This is a genomic window from Isoptericola sp. b408 (assembly GCF_030588085.1).
GTDB lineage: Bacteria > Actinomycetota > Actinomycetes > Actinomycetales > Cellulomonadaceae > Isoptericola > Isoptericola sediminis.
Genome location: NZ_JAUQYQ010000005.1, coordinates 1 through 14,287 on the forward strand (window position 1 = coordinate 1; position 14,287 = coordinate 14,287).

Sequence of the window (14,287 nt, forward strand, 5' to 3'; positions counted from 1 at the left end):
AACCCGGAAGCTCAGCCCTTCAGCGCCGATGGTACTGCCCTGGAGACGGGGTGGGAGAGTAGGACGCCGCCGGACACCCTTCACAGCAGGCCCCCCACCACAGGTGGGGGGCCTGCTGCTGTGTGGGCGACTCCACACGCGCCCACCGCAGCCCGCGGGGGGCCGGTTCGCGGGCCGGCCGACGGACATGGGAGAATCGGGCGTTGCCCAGTCACGAGAGGACCACAGTGAACGACACGCCGCGCGGCACCCCGGATTCCGGCGACGGACACGACCCGCGCCGGGGAGCGCCACGCGGAGGTTCGCGCGGGGGAGCCCCTCGGGGCCGCCCGTCGCGGGACGGTCGTCCCGGACGTGGCGACCAGCCCCGCCGCGACGGTCAGCCCCGCCGCGACGGTCAGCCCCGCCGGGGGAACGACTCGCGTCGTCGCGACGGAGGCCACCCGCACGGCGGTCACCGGGACCGCGCGGACGACCAGCACCGTGGCAACCGCGGTGCGCCCCGCGGCGATCGACCCTCCGCCCCGGCCGACCGTGGCCCCCGTGACCCGCAGCTCCCCGAGGACGTGCACATGCGTGACCTCGACAAGGAGGCACGTGCCCGGCTGCGCGGACTGAGCAAGGAGAACGCCGAGCGGGTGGGCGCCCATCTGGTCATGGCCGGTCGCCTGCTCGACAGCGACCCGGAGCTCGCCTACGCCCACGCCCAGGCGGCGGTCCGCCGTGCCGGGCGCATCGACGTCGTGCGCGAGGCCGCGGGGATCGCCGCCTACCGCACCGGACGCTACGCCGAGGCGCTGCGCGAGCTGCGCACGGTGCGGCGGCTGAACGGCTCCTCGGAGCACCTGCCGTTGATGGCCGACGCGGAACGCGGGCTCGGGCGCCCGGAGCGCGCGATCGCGCTGGCCGGGTCCGAGGAGGCGCGCACGCTCGACGCCGCGGCGCGGACGGAGCTGGCCATCGTCGTCAGCGGCGCCCGCACCGACCTCGGCGAGCACGACGCCGCACTGGTGGTGCTTGACCGCATCCCCGCGTCGGAGCGACGTGGTGACCTCGGTCTGCGCGTCCTGCAGGCGCGGGCCGTCGCTCTGGAGGCTGCGGGACGGTCCGACGAGGCCGCGACGGTCCTGGCAGGTGTCGACCCGGTGGCGCTCGAGCGGGCCATCGGTGCCGCCGCGACGCCCGACGAGGACGTCGTCGTGTTCGACGCCTACGACGAGTCGGCCGACGAGGGGAACGAGGCGGAGGACGACCGGTGAGCGCCGGTCTCGAGGCCTGCGACATCCCGCTCGCCGAGGCCTACGACCTCGCTCTCGTCGACCTCGACGGGGTGGCCTACCAGGGTCACCTGCCGATCGACCACGCGGCCGCGAGCCTGGGCTCGGCGCGTGCCACCGGCCTGCAGCTGCTCTTCGTGACCAACAACGCCTCGCGTGAGCCCGAGGAGGTGTCCGGCCAGCTGAGCGACCTCGACATCCCCACGTCACCGGACGAGGTCATGACGGCTGCGCAGGCCTGCGCCAGCCTCCTCTCCTCGCGCCTCGCGCCGGGGGCCCGCGTGCTGGTCGTCGGCGGACGGGGACTGGTCACCGCGGTGCGCGAGGCGGGTTTCGAGGTCGTCGGCAGCGCCGACGACGCGCCGGACGCCGTGGCGCAGGGATTCGCCCCGGAGCTGGCGTGGGCCGACCTGGCCGAGGCGGCCTACGCGGTCGCCGGCGGCGCCTGGCACGTCGCGAGCAACCGCGACATGTCCCTGCCGACCGCCCGGGGCTTCGCGCCCGGCAACGGTGCGCTCGTCGCGGCCGTCGTCGCCGCGACCGGGATCGAGCCGGACAGCGCGGGCAAGCCCTCGCCGACGATGTACCGCCTGGCCGTCGACCGCGTCGGTGCCGAACGACCCCTGGTGATCGGGGACCGGCTGGACACCGACCTGGCCGGTGCCCGGGCCGCCGGCTACGCCGGCCTGCACGTCCTGACCGGGGTCTCCTCGGCCCGGGACGCGGTGCTGGCCGAGCCGGGCCTGCGCCCGCACTTCGTGGGGGCGGACCTGCGGTCCCTCCTCGTGCCGCACGAGGCACCGTCCCGCGAGGGCGGCTGGTGGCGGTGCGGTGACCGGGCGGCCCGCGTCGTCGACGGCCGGCTCGAGCTCGACGACCAGGGCCCCGCCGGCATCGACGTCGTGCGGGCAGCCTGTGCCGCCGCATGGAGCGCCGCCGACGACGGCGAGCAGGTCGCCGCGGACAGCGTGCCGGAACTGACCGCCTGAGGGCTCCTGTGCGTCGGGACGGCCGGACGGGCCCGACCAGGTAGCGTTGAGCAGGATCGATCGAGGGGAGTGCCATGTCGGACGACGCGACCGCCGTCGGCGACCAGCCGACCGACCGCACCACCTCTCTCGCCCCGCTGGACGGGCTCGACGACCTGCCGACGACCGAGCACCCGGCGCGTTTCGAGGCCGTGCACGAGCACCTGCGGGCGCGTCTGGACGACCCCGAGGGCTCGAGGACGGACGGAGCGGAGGCCTGATGCCCAGCCGTGCCGACAGCGAGCTCGTGCGGCGCGGACTGGCCCGGTCCCGTCGCCAGGCCACCGCGTTCGTCGCCGAGGGGCGGGTCCTGGTCGACGGGACCGTCGTCACCAAGGCGTCCGCACCCGTCGGCGACGACGACCGTCTGACCGTCACCCCCGACCCGGACGATCCCGGCTACGCCTCGCGTGCCGGCGGCAAGCTCGCCGGGGCATTGGACGCCCTGTCGCGGCAGCCGGCGGGTCGTGCCCTGACGGACCGGCTCGCCGGCGCCCGCTGCCTGGACCTGGGCGCCTCCACCGGCGGGTTCACCGACGTGCTGCTGCGTCGTGGGGCGTCGCACGTCGTCGCGATGGACGTCGGGCACGACCAGCTCGTCGACGCGCTGCGCAGCGACCCTCGCGTCACCGTCGTGGAAGGGTTCAACGTCCGCGACCTCACGCCCGACGACCTGCCCGTGCCGCCCGACGTCGTCGTCGGTGACCTGTCGTTCATCTCCCTGCGGCTCGTGCTGGGTCCGGTGGCCGCGTCCGTCCCGCCGGGGGCCGACCTGCTGCTCCTGGTCAAGCCGCAGTTCGAGGTGGGGAGGGACCGTCTCGGCAGCGGGGGCGTCGTCCGCGACCCGTCGCTGCACGCCGCGGCGGTGACGGACGTCGTCACGGCAGCCGCCGGCCACGGGCTCGTGCCACGGGCCGTCGTGCCCAGCCCGGTGCCCGGGCCCAGCGGCAACCGGGAGTTCTTCGTCTGGCTGCGTCGTTCGGCCGAGGTCGCCACGGCCGACGACGGCGCCGTGCGGCAGGCGGCGGACCGGTCCGCCGCCTGGGAGCCCGACGGCCAGCTGCCGCCGGTGATCGCCGTGGCCCGGCCCGGCACGGGAGGCGAGAGATGACGCGCCGCGTCCTGATCGTGACCCACGCGGGCCGTCCACGCGCCGTCGCCGCGATGTCCGAGGCGGTCGAGGAGCTCGAGGCGGCCGGCTTCGAGGTCACGCTGCACGACGACGACCTCGCCGAGACCTTCGGCGACCGGATCTCCTCGGTCCGGCTGCGCGAGGGCGTCGCCGAGTCCGAGGTCGTCATGGTGCTCGGCGGGGACGGCACCATCCTGCGCGCCGCGGAGCTGACGCACGGCACGGACGTGCCCCTGCTCGGGGTCAACCTGGGCCACGTCGGCTTCCTCGCCGAGTCCGAGCGCGAGAACCTGCACGACGCCGTGCGCCGGCTGGCGGCCCACGACTACGTCGTCGAGGAGCGGCGCGTGGTCGACGTCGTCGTGCACCGGCCGGACCAGGACGAGCCCGTCACGGGCTGGGCGCTGAACGAGGCCACGATCGAGAAGGGTGACCGCGAGCGCATGCTCGAGGTCGGGATCGCCGTCGACGGTCGTCCGCTGAGCTCCTTCGGGTGCGACGGCGTGCTGGTCTCGACCGCGACCGGCTCCACGGCGCACGCCTTCTCCGCCGGGGGACCGGTGATGTGGCCGGACGTCGACGCCGTCCTGCTGGTGCCCCTGTCCGCCCACGCGTTGTTCTCCCGGCCTCTGGTGATCAGCCCGCGCTCGGAGTACGTCGTGGAGGTCCTGGAGCGCAGTCCCGTCCCCGGCGTGCTGACGTGCGACGGCCGGCGCAGCATCGAGCTGCCCGCCGGCTCCCGCGTGCACGTCCGCAGCGGCGCGATCCCGCTCCGGTTCGCCCGCCTGATGCCGGCCCCGTTCACGGACCGGCTCGTGTCCAAGTTCAACCTGCCCGTCATCGGCTGGCGGCAGGCCGCCGACGGGTCGGCGCGGCGGTCCGTGCCCACCGACCAGGGCCAGAAGGAGGCGTGAGGGTGCTCGAGGAGATCGCGATCGAGGACCTCGGGGTCATTCGCTCGGCACGGGTCCCGCTGTCCGCGGGCCTGACCGTGATCACCGGTGAGACCGGTGCGGGCAAGACCATGGTGCTGACCGGGCTCGGGCTGCTCATGGGTGGCAAGGCCGACCCGGGCGGCATCCGGCCCGGTGCCGAGCGGGCCGTCGTGGAGGGCCGGATCGACCTGACCCGTCACCCCGAGGTCGTCGGACGGGTCGACGACGCCGGGGGCAGCGTGGACGACGACGGCTCGGTCGTGGTCGTGCGCACGGTCGCCGCGGGCCGGTCCCGCGCCCACCTCGGCGGACGCGGAGTGCCCCAGGGGGTCCTGGCCGAGGTCGCCGACGAGCTCGTGACGGTCCACGGGCAGTCCGACCAGCTGCGGCTGCGGACGCCGGCCAAGCAGCGCGAGGCTCTCGACCGGTTCGCCGGGTCCGAGCACGCGGAGGTGCTGTCCGCCTACCGCACGGCGTGGACCGAACGGGCCGGGCTGCGGGCCGAGATCGACGACCTGACGTCGCGCGCCGCCGAACGCGCCCGCGAGGCGGAGCTGCTGCGGCTCGGGCTGGCCGAGGTCGAGCGCATCGACCCGCAGCCCGGCGAGGACGCGGAGCTGACCGCCCTCACGTCGCGGCTCGGCAACGCCGAGGAGCTGCGGCAGGCCGCCCAGCGGGCGCACGACGCCGTCGTCGGCCTCGACATGGAGACCGAGGGGTCGGCCGTGCACGCGCTCGAGCAGGCCCGTCGCTCCCTGGAGGCCGTCGCGGAGGCGGACCCGGCGCTCGGCGAGCAGGCCGGGCGGCTCGCGGAGGCGACCTACCTCGTCAACGACGTGGCGACCGAGCTGTCCGGCTACGTGGCCGACCTGCAGGCCGACCCGGCCGCGCTGGAGACGGCGCACCAGCGACTCGCGGAGCTCGGCACGCTGACCCGCAGCTACGGCGACACCGTCGACGAGGTGCTGCGCTGGGCCTCCGACGCCGGGCTGAGGCTCCTCGACCTGGACGACGGGGACGACCGCGTCACCGCGATGCGCGACCGGGTCGTCGAGCTGGACGACCGCCTCGCCGAGCTCGCCACGCGGGTCACGGCGGGGCGTCGGGCCGCCTCCGACCGGCTCGCCGAGGCGGTCACCGCCGAGCTGTCGGGCCTCGCGATGTCCGGGGCGCGCCTCGAGGTCGAGGTGCGCGGGACCGACCCCGGGCCCTCGGGTGCGGACCAGGTCGCCTTCCTGCTCGAACCGCACCCCGGGGCCCCCGCCCGCCCGTTGGGCAAGGGAGCCTCCGGCGGTGAGCTCTCGCGCGTCATGCTGGCGGTCGAGGTCGCCCTGGCCACGGCCGGCGACGAGCCCGTGCTGCCCACCTTCGTGTTCGACGAGGTCGACGCCGGGGTCGGGGGCCGCGCCGCCGTGGAGGTCGGCCGCCGCCTGGCGCAGCTGGCCCGTCGCACCCAGGTGGTGGTGGTCACGCACCTGGCGCAGGTGGCCGCGTTCGCGGACGCCCACCTGGTCGTGACGAAGGCGACCGAGGGCGACGACGTCACCGTCACCGGGGTCCAGCAGGTCGCCGAGGACGACCGGGTCCGCGAGCTGGCGCGGATGCTGTCCGGCCAGGAGGACTCCGCGACGGCACGTCAGCATGCCCTCGAACTTCTCGAGTCCTCGGCCGTGGGACGATAGGCGGCGATGAAAATGATCCTGCGCCGGGCCGACCGCAGCCCCGACACCAGCGACGACGCCGACGGCGGGGGCACGGCGCGCGTCGGCGCGCGGACCAAGGACCTCACCAAGCGGCTGCGTCCGGGCGACGTCGCCGTCATCGACCACGCCGACATCGACCGGGTCGCCGCCGAGGCGCTGGTGGCCGCCGGCCCGTGCGCGGTGCTCAACGCCGCGCCGTCGACGACCGGCCGCTACCCGAACGCGGGTCCCGACATCCTGCTGCAGGCGGGCATCATCCTGGTCGACGACCTCGGTCCGGAGATCATGACCGTGCACGACGGCGCGCGGGTGACCGTCGAGGGCGGCGCCGTGCTCGTGGACGGTCAGCGCTTCGCGACGGGCACCCGGCAGACGCCCGAGACCGTGGAGCGGGACCTCGCCGCCGCGCGCGAGGGGCTCTCCGACGAGATCGAGCGGTTCGCCGAGAACACGCTGTCGTACCTGCGGCGTGAGCGCGACCTGCTGCTCGACGGCGTGGGCGTGCCGGACGTGCGCACCGAGATCGACGGCCGGCACGTGCTGATCGTCGTGCGCGGGTACCACTACCGCGAGGACCTCGCGATGCTGCGCTCGTACATCGCGGAGAACCGGCCCGTGCTGGTCGGTGTCGACGGCGGGGCGGACGCCATCCTGGACGCCGGGTACCGGCCGGACATGATCGTCGGGGACATGGACTCGGTCTCGGACCGTGCACTGTCCTGCGGCGCCGAGATCGTCGTGCACGCCTACCGCGACGGCAACGCCCCGGGACTGGAGCGCGTGCGGGCGCTGGGGGTCGACCCCGTCGTGTTCCCGGCCACCGGCACCAGCGAGGACATCGCGATGCTGCTCGCCGACGACAAGGGCGCCAAGCTGATCGTCGCGGTCGGCACCCACGCCACCCTGGTGGAGTTCCTCGACAAGGGCCGCGCCGGCATGGCGAGCACCTTCCTGACCCGGCTGCGGGTGGGCGGCAAGCTGGTCGACGCCAAGGGTGTCTCCCGGCTGTACCGCACCAGGATCTCCAACCTGCAGCTGACACTGCTGTCGCTCGCCGGCGTGGCGGCGGTCCTGGCCGCCCTGTGGTCGACGGCAGCCGGGCAGACCGCGTTCGGGCTCGTCGGAGCCCAGATCGACGACCTCGTGTCGTGGATCGGTAGCCTCTTCGGCGGCTGAGCCGCCCGCGATCCCCTCGACCTAGGAGCACCCCGACCCCGTGATCGACTTCCGTTACCACCTCGTCTCGCTGATCAGCGTCTTCCTGGCGCTCGCGGTCGGCATCATCCTGGGCGCCGGCCCCCTGCAGAACGCCATCGGGGACCAGCTCACGGACCAGGTGGAGGCGCTGCGCGTGGAGCGCACCGCCCTGCGCGACAGCCTCACCGCGACCGAGGCGGAGCTCGCCGACCTGCAGGCGTACGCCCTGGGGGCCGGTGCCGAGCTGGTCGACGGCTCGCTCGAGGACGTCAACGTGGCCGTCGTGGACGTCGACGGCATCTCCGAGACCCTGGAGCTCGACGTCGTGAACCAGCTCGAGGCCGCCGGGGCCCGGGTGGTGGCCCAGTCCTCGATGACCGAGTCCTGGGACGCCGTCGACGACTCGGTGCTCCGCGACACGGTCGCGGACGGCCAGCGGGGCCGTCTCGAGGACATGGTCGCCGAGGACGCCACCACGTCCCAGGTGCTCGGCACGGTGCTGGGCGTGGCCCTGACCGAGGCCGACGAGCAGACGCCGGGACAGCGCAGCGACCGCGCCGTCGAGCTCTACCAGCTGCTCACCCAGGTCGGCCTCGTCGACTCCCGGTTCGCGCCGTCGGCGCCCGCGGACGCGGTGCTGCTGCTCACCGCGGGTGCGGCCGAGGACGACGGTGCACCCGGCTCGGAGTCGCCGGAGGTGGACGAGGACGTCGACGTGCCGAGCACCGTGGTGACGCTGCAGTCGGTGGCGGGCACGGTCGTCGTGGCCGGCCCGACCGCGGTCGACGGCGACCTGCTCACCGAGCTGCGGGCGACCGAGGAGGTCGTGGCGTCCACGAGCACGGTCAGCGGGATCGAGCAGGAGACCATGCGGATGAACGTCCCGCTGGCGATCGCCGCGCAGGCGGCCGACGAGGTCGGGCAGTACGGGTTCGAGGAGGACGCCGAGGCCGTGCCCCCGGTGGTCCGGGCCCCCGACGGGGAGGACGCCGCGCAGGAGTCCGGTGGCACGGCCGGTGACGAGGCGTCTACCGGGGACACCGGGACGACCGGCGAGGACTCCTGATGCGGTCGCTCCGTCTGCTGGCGGCCGGGCTGTCCGCCGCCGTGGCGACCGCTGTCGCGCGCCGGGTGCTGGAGTCCGCACCACCCGGCGGGCGCGAGCGGTGGACGCGGACGAACCATCGCGACGAACCCGTCTCCATGCTGGAGGGCCCGGCGGCGGCCGCCGGGCTCGTCGTGGGAGCGGTCGTGGGCGGTGCCGACACCAGGACGCGTGCGGCGCTGGTGACGGCGACCACGGGCGCCGCGGCGTTCGGCGTGGTGGACGACCTCGCCGAGGACACCACCACCCGCACCAAGGGGCTGCGGGGTCACCTGGGCGCGCTGTCGCGCGGCGAGGTCACGACCGGCGGCCTGAAGGTCCTGGGTATCGGGACGACGGCGCTCCTCGCCGCGGCGGTCGGGACACCTCGTCGGGGCGGTGCGGCCGGGCACCTGGCGGACGTCGTCGTCAACGGCGCGCTGATCGCCGGCACCGCGAACCTCGTGAACCTGCTCGACCTGCGCCCGGGCAGGGCGCTGAAGGCCTCCGCGGCGCTGTCCGCGGGGGTGCTCGCCGCACCGGGCGGCGGGACCACGGGTGCGGTGCTGGGTGTCGCGGCGGCGTCCGCGCCCGCCGACCTGGCCGAGCGCGACATGCTCGGCGACGGTGGGGCGAACGCTCTGGGTGCCTTCGTGGGGGCGCAGTGGGCGGTCTCCGCGTCCCGCCCGGTCCGGGTCGGGGCGCTGGCCGCCGTGGTGGGGCTGACGCTCGCGTCGGAGCGGGTCAGCTTCTCCACCGTCATCGACCGCACGCCGTGGCTGCGGCGCCTCGACCGGCTCGGTCGGCGCCCCGCGGCACCCGCGGCGGTCGCGGGCCGGGCGCCCGACGCCGGGGGCGCGGCCGGGTGAGCGCGTCGGGCGCTCGGCGGATCGGCTCAGCGGTCGCCGGCGCGGCGGCACTGATCACCGTCGTCACGCTGGCGAGCCGGGTCGTCGGGTTCGGGCGCTGGCTGGCGCAGGCCCGGTTCGTGGGAACCGACGGGGTCGACGCCCCCCTCAACGCCGCGAACCTGCTGCCGAACGTCCTGTTCGAGATCGCGGCCGGCGGCGCCCTGACGGGTGCCGTCGTCCCGCTGCTGTCCGGGTTCCTCGTGCGCGGGGACCGGCAGAACGCCTCGCGGACCGCCTCGGCGCTGCTGGGCTGGACCGTCGTGGTCCTCGTCCCGGTCGCCGGTCTCATGGCGCTGCTCGCCGACCCCCTGGCCGAGCACGTCCTGCGGCTGCACGACCCGGTCAACGTGGCCGTCGCGGCGGACTTCCTGCGGGTCTTCGCCGTGCAGGTGCCGCTGTACGGCCTGGCCGTCGTCCTCGGCGGCATCCTGCAGGCCCACAACCGCTTCTTCTGGCCGGCGTTCGCGCCGCTGGTCTCCAGCCTCGTCGTCATCGGGGTCTACGCCCGCTTCGGGCAGCTGGCCGAGGGCAACCAGCAGGACGTCGCCGAGCTCACGTCCCAGGCCCTCGGCTGGCTCGCCTGGGGCATGACGGCGGGGGTGGCGTTCCTCGCGCTGCCGCTGGTCGTGCCCGTCGCGCGGACGGGCCTGCGGCTGCGCCCCACCCTGCGCTTCCCGGACGGCGAGGGCCGGCGGGCCGCACGGCTGGCCTCGGCGGGCATCGGCGCGCTGGTCGCGCAGCAGCTCGCGCTGCTGGCCACGATGGCGTCCGCCAACGAGGCCGGGGGTGACGGGACCTGGACGATCTTCCTGTACGCCCAGAACGTCTACTTCCTGCCGTACGCGGTCCTGGCCTTCCCGATCGCGACGAGCGCCTTCCCGCGGTTCTCCGAGCTGGCCTCCCAGGGACGCGGCGACGACCTCGCGCGGCTGGTGTCGTCGACCACGCGGGTCCTCGTGGTCGTCTCGGCGGCCGGTGCCGCCGCGCTCGTCGCCGCGGCGCCGCTGGTCGAGAACGTCTTCGGCGTGGTGGCGGACGGGGACGCCGACGGGCTCGCCGCCGCGCTGGCCTGGATGGCACCCGGCCTGCTCGGCTACGCCCTGATCCTGCAGCTCTCGCGCCTGCTGTACGCGGTCGGCGCCCCCCGGGCCGCGGTCGTGGCGACGGCGTCCGGCTGGGTCGTCGTCGCCGTCGGCGTCGGGCTCGCGGTCCCGGTCTTCGCCGGGGGAGCGGACGCCGAGCAGGCCGTGCTGGCCTGGTTGGGCGGGGCCACCACGGTCGGCATGACCGTCGCCGGTGCCGCCCTGCTGCTGGCGGTGCGGCGCCGGGTCGGGGCACCCGCCCTGCGCGGCGTGGTGCGCACCGGTGGTGTCGCGGTGCTCGCCGGCGCGCTCGGCGCGGTCGCCGGGCGCTGGGGGGTGCCGGTCGTGGATCGTGCCACGGACGACCTCGAGGCCGCCTGGATCGCCGCCGACGTCGGCTGGGGGCTGCTCGCGGGGCTGCTCGCGGCGCTCGTGGTCCTGCTCGCGGCGGCGGTGGCCGACCGGGACGTGCGGTCGCGGGCCCTCGGCACGGGGCGACGGCTGCTGCGACGCCGGTGACCCGCTGTGCCGCACGGCACGCTCCCGACCCCCGTGTCCCGCACGCCGAGCGGGCGGGGTTCGGTTAGCATGGAGTTCCGTGGCTGACACCGTGAACCGAACCTCCCGTTCCTCGAGCCGCGCCGGTGCCACGCACCCGACGCGCCACATCTTCGTGACGGGCGGCGTCGCCTCGTCTCTCGGCAAGGGGCTGACGGCCTCCTCCCTCGGACGCCTGCTGCGGTCCCGCGGCCTGCGGGTCACGATGCAGAAGCTCGACCCGTACCTCAACGTGGACCCGGGCACCATGAACCCGTTCCAGCACGGCGAGGTGTTCGTCACCGAGGACGGCGCCGAGACCGACCTGGACATCGGGCACTACGAGCGCTTCCTCGACGTCGAGCTCCCGGCCTCGTCCAACGTGACCACCGGCCAGGTCTACTCCCGCGTCATCGCCAAGGAGCGCCGCGGGGAGTACCTCGGCGACACGGTGCAGGTCATCCCGCACATCACCGACGAGATCAAGCTGCGGATGCGGGACCAGGCGGGCCCCGACGTCGACGTGATCATCACCGAGATCGGCGGCACCGTCGGAGACATCGAGTCGCTGCCGTTCCTCGAGGCGGCCCGCCAGGTGCGCCACGAGCTCGGCCGCGACGACTGCTTCTTCCTGCACGTGTCCCTCGTGCCGTACATCGGGCCCTCCGGCGAGCTGAAGACGAAGCCGACCCAGCACTCGGTCGCCGCGCTGCGCTCGATCGGCATCCAGCCGGACGCCATCGTGCTGCGGTCCGACCGGACCGTGCCGACCCCCATCAAGCACAAGATCGCGATGATGTGCGACGTGGAGAACGAGGCGGTCGTCAACGCGGCGGACGCGCCGAGCATCTACGACATCCCGCGCGTCGTGCACTCCGAGGGGTTGGACGCCTACGTGGTGCGCCGGCTCGACCTGCCGTTCCACGACGTCGAGTGGGGCGGCTGGAACCGTGTCCTGGAGCGGGTGCACGCCCCCGAGCACAACGTCGAGATCGCGTTGGTCGGCAAGTACATCGACCTGCCCGACGCCTACCTGTCGGTCACCGAGGCCCTGCGCGCCGGCGGGTTCGACAACGACACGCGGGTCGGGATCCGCTGGGTCGCGGCGGACGACTGCGCCACGCGCGCGGGGGCCCAGGAGGCCCTGGCCGGTGTGGACGCCGTCCTCGTGCCCGGCGGCTTCGGGGTGCGCGGCATCGACGGCAAGGTCGGGGCGCTGCGCTGGGCGCGTGAGAACCTCGTACCCACCCTGGGCATCTGCCTCGGGCTGCAGTCCATGGTCATCGAGTACGCACGCAACGTGCTGGGGCTGACGGAGGCGTCCTCGACGGAGTTCGACCCGGACTCCGCCGACCCCGTCATCGCGACCATGGCCGAGCAGCTCGCCATCGTCGGCGGCGACGGGGACCTGGGTGGCACGATGCGTCTCGGTGCCTACCCGGCGGCCCTGGCCGAGGGATCCGTGGCGGCCAAGACCTACGGCACCACGGAGGTCTCCGAGCGGCACCGGCACCGGTACGAGGTGAACAACCTGTACCGCGACCGGCTGGAGGAGGCCGGGCTGCGGATCAGCGGCACCTCGCCCGACGGTGACCTCGTGGAGTTCGTCGAGCTCCCCGCCGACGTGCACCCGTACTACATCAGCACGCAGGCGCACCCGGAGTTCAAGTCCCGGCCGACGGGCTCGCACCCGCTGTTCTCCGGCCTCGTCGCCGCGGCCCTGGAGCGCCAGGGCGCGACCGCATGAGCGGCCGGACGTCGGAGGTCGTCGCGGGCCGGGACGAGGTCGCCCCGCGGCCCGTCGTCGGCCGGACCACGGTGCATGCCGGCACGGTCTTCGACCTGGTGCGCGACGACATCGACCTCGGCGACGCCGGCGTCGTGACGCGTGAGTACCTGGACCACCCCGGAGCCGTCGCGATCGTCGTCCTGGACCCGCAGGACCGGGTCCTGCTGCTGCGCCAGTACCGGCACCCGGTGCGCACCGTCATGTGGGAGGTGCCGGCCGGGTTGCTCGACGTCGACGGCGAACCCGCCGTCGAGGCGGCGGCGCGCGAGCTCGCCGAGGAGGCCGACGTCGTCGCGGACCGCTGGGACGTGCTGGCCGACTACGCGACGACGCCCGGTTTCAGCAACGAGTCCGTGCGGATCTTCCTGGCGCGGGACGTGCACGAGGTGCCGGAGGCCGAACGCCACGAACGGCACGGCGAGGAGGCCGAGATCGTCACGGCGTGGGTGCCGCTGGACGAGGCGGTCGCCCACGTCCTCGCCGGTGAGCTGCACAACCCGTCCGCCGTGACGGGCATCCTGGCCGCGGCGGCGAGCCGCGCCGGCGGCTGGGCCTCGCTGCGACCTGTGGAGGCGGAGTGGCCCCACCGCCGGGGAGTGCTGCCCGACTGACCGCGGGCGTGGTGGGTCAGGCGCGGGTGCGCAGCCGCAGGACGGCGTTCGCCGTCGCCCACACGAGCAGACCCGCGCCCAGCATGTGCAGGGCGACGAGGATCTCGGGCAACCCGGTGAAGTACTGGACGTAGCCGACCGCGCCCTGTGCCAGGGTCACGGCGAGCAGGAGCCACGCGCCGGCCCGCGCGCGGCGCACGAGCGGGTCCTCGGCAGCGTCAGGGGTCCGGTGCAGCAGGACCAGCAGCACCGTGAGCACCCCGACGAACAACCACACCGAGGCCGAGTGGGCGCGTGTCATGAGCAGCGGGTCGACGGCCAGGCGGTAGCCGACCTCCGCGTCCCCGGAGTGCGGTCCGGCGGCGGTGACGGCGACGCCGAGCAGCACGACGGGCACCACGAGCAGCGCCAGGGCACGCCCGGCGAGGGTGACGGTGCGGGGTCCGACCGGGGTCGGGGCCCCGTCGCCCTCGCAGTGCCGGTGCAACAGGTACGCGGCGAGCCACACCAGCGCCGCCGAGACGACGAAGTGCAGCGAAACCCACGCCGGGTGGAGGTCGAGCAGGACGACGACGCCGCCGATGACGGCCTGGGCGACGACGCCGGCCAGCGGGACGACGCCGAGCCACCGGTAGGCACGCGACCGGCGGCGGTCGGTGAGGACCAGGAGCAGCACGAGCACCGCGATCGCCGCCAGGACGAACGTCAGGAGCCGGTTGCCGAACTCGATGTACGGGTGGATCCCGACCTCGGCGTGGAAGACGGGGGTGAAGCTCCCGGGCTCGCACTGCGGCCACGTGGAGCATCCCAGCCCGGACCCGGTGAGCCGCACGGCGCCCCCGGTGACGATGATGCCGATCTGGGCGATCACGTTGGCGATCAGCACGCCCCGGGTCCAGCCGCGGAACCGGGCGAGCCGGTCACGGCGTGCGGGGGTACGGGAGGCCTCGGCGGGTGCGGACGTGCTCACAGCACCACGGTAGCCGCTGCGGCGGGCCGTT

General features: G+C 74.8%; 13 protein-coding genes. 12 read left to right on the forward strand and 1 reads right to left on the reverse strand.

All coding sequences use genetic code 11. From position 1 onward, the window contains the following. Positions 1 to 572 precede the first annotated feature (572 nt). From Q6347_RS13540 to Q6347_RS13595, 12 genes are all read left to right on the forward strand, one after another. Positions 573 to 1,259 (forward strand): hypothetical protein, encoded by a 687-nt coding sequence (locus Q6347_RS13540; protein WP_304603820.1) that lies wholly within the window; start codon positions 573 to 575, stop codon positions 1,257 to 1,259. Continuing rightward, the gene (locus Q6347_RS13545; protein ID WP_304607629.1) at positions 1,256 to 2,266 is read left to right on the forward strand and encodes an HAD-IIA family hydrolase; all 1,011 of its coding nucleotides are present in this window, start codon (positions 1,256 to 1,258) and stop codon (positions 2,264 to 2,266) included. Before Q6347_RS13540 ends, Q6347_RS13545 begins: the two co-directional genes overlap by 4 nt. A 74-nt stretch (positions 2,267 to 2,340) precedes the next feature. Continuing rightward, the gene (locus Q6347_RS13550; protein WP_171245879.1) at positions 2,341 to 2,526 is read left to right on the forward strand and encodes a hypothetical protein; all 186 of its coding nucleotides are present in this window, start codon (positions 2,341 to 2,343) and stop codon (positions 2,524 to 2,526) included. Then, on the forward strand, positions 2,526 to 3,416 hold the full coding sequence (locus tag Q6347_RS13555; protein WP_304607630.1) for a TlyA family RNA methyltransferase: 891 nt from the start codon (positions 2,526 to 2,528) through the stop codon (positions 3,414 to 3,416). Before Q6347_RS13550 ends, Q6347_RS13555 begins: the two co-directional genes overlap by 1 nt. Continuing rightward, positions 3,413 to 4,351, forward strand: coding sequence for an NAD kinase (locus Q6347_RS13560; RefSeq protein ID WP_171245877.1), 939 nt, complete (start codon positions 3,413 to 3,415; stop codon positions 4,349 to 4,351). Before Q6347_RS13555 ends, Q6347_RS13560 begins: the two co-directional genes overlap by 4 nt. 2 nt (positions 4,352 to 4,353) lie before the next feature. Continuing rightward, the gene (recN, locus tag Q6347_RS13565) at positions 4,354 to 6,054 is read left to right on the forward strand and encodes a DNA repair protein RecN (protein ID WP_304604443.1); all 1,701 of its coding nucleotides are present in this window, start codon (positions 4,354 to 4,356) and stop codon (positions 6,052 to 6,054) included. Between the two features lie 6 nt (positions 6,055 to 6,060). After that, the gene (gene steA, locus Q6347_RS13570) at positions 6,061 to 7,251 is read left to right on the forward strand and encodes a putative cytokinetic ring protein SteA (protein ID WP_304603823.1); all 1,191 of its coding nucleotides are present in this window, start codon (positions 6,061 to 6,063) and stop codon (positions 7,249 to 7,251) included. Positions 7,252 to 7,291: 40 nt separating this feature from the next. Then, positions 7,292 to 8,338 carry a copper transporter gene (locus Q6347_RS13575; protein WP_304603824.1) on the forward strand — a complete coding sequence of 349 codons (1,047 nt, stop codon included), beginning with the start codon at positions 7,292 to 7,294 and terminating at the stop codon, positions 8,336 to 8,338. Next, entirely contained in the window at positions 8,338 to 9,225 is an 888-nt protein-coding gene (locus tag Q6347_RS13580; protein ID WP_304603825.1) for a hypothetical protein, read from the forward strand. Before Q6347_RS13575 ends, Q6347_RS13580 begins: the two co-directional genes overlap by 1 nt. Next, positions 9,222 to 10,868: a murein biosynthesis integral membrane protein MurJ gene (gene murJ, locus Q6347_RS13585; protein WP_304607631.1), complete on the forward strand. Its 1,647-nt coding sequence runs from the start codon at positions 9,222 to 9,224 to the stop codon at positions 10,866 to 10,868. The genes Q6347_RS13580 and murJ overlap by 4 nt, the downstream gene beginning before the upstream one ends. 79 nt (positions 10,869 to 10,947) lie before the next feature. Then, positions 10,948 to 12,633, forward strand: coding sequence for a CTP synthase (locus Q6347_RS13590; protein WP_304603827.1), 1,686 nt, complete (start codon positions 10,948 to 10,950; stop codon positions 12,631 to 12,633). Next, a complete protein-coding gene (locus tag Q6347_RS13595; RefSeq protein ID WP_304603828.1) occupies positions 12,630 to 13,286 on the forward strand; it encodes an NUDIX hydrolase in 657 nt (218 codons plus the stop codon). Before Q6347_RS13590 ends, Q6347_RS13595 begins: the two co-directional genes overlap by 4 nt. Positions 13,287 to 13,302: 16 nt before the next feature. On the opposite strand, the gene Q6347_RS13600 is transcribed toward Q6347_RS13595, so the two are convergent. Beyond that, the gene (locus Q6347_RS13600) at positions 13,303 to 14,256 is read right to left on the reverse strand and encodes a heme A synthase (RefSeq protein WP_304607632.1); all 954 of its coding nucleotides are present in this window, start codon (positions 14,254 to 14,256) and stop codon (positions 13,303 to 13,305) included. Positions 14,257 to 14,287: the final 31 nt, after the last annotated feature.

What these genes read in the sequence shown, in the direction of transcription:
- Q6347_RS13540 (WP_304603820.1), top strand. Translation starts at nt 573, where the DNA reads ATGCGTGACCTCGACAAGGAGGCACGTGCCCGGCTGCGCGGACTGAGC.
- Q6347_RS13550 (WP_171245879.1), top strand. Translation starts at nt 2,341, where the DNA reads ATGTCGGACGACGCGACCGCCGTCGGCGACCAGCCGACCGACCGCACC.
- Q6347_RS13555 (WP_304607630.1), top strand. Translation starts at nt 2,526, where the DNA reads ATGCCCAGCCGTGCCGACAGCGAGCTCGTGCGGCGCGGACTGGCCCGG.
- Q6347_RS13560 (WP_171245877.1), top strand. Translation starts at nt 3,413, where the DNA reads ATGACGCGCCGCGTCCTGATCGTGACCCACGCGGGCCGTCCACGCGCC.
- steA (WP_304603823.1), top strand. Translation starts at nt 6,061, where the DNA reads ATGAAAATGATCCTGCGCCGGGCCGACCGCAGCCCCGACACCAGCGAC.
- Q6347_RS13580 (WP_304603825.1), top strand. Translation starts at nt 8,338, where the DNA reads ATGCGGTCGCTCCGTCTGCTGGCGGCCGGGCTGTCCGCCGCCGTGGCG.
- Q6347_RS13595 (WP_304603828.1), top strand. Translation starts at nt 12,630, where the DNA reads ATGAGCGGCCGGACGTCGGAGGTCGTCGCGGGCCGGGACGAGGTCGCC.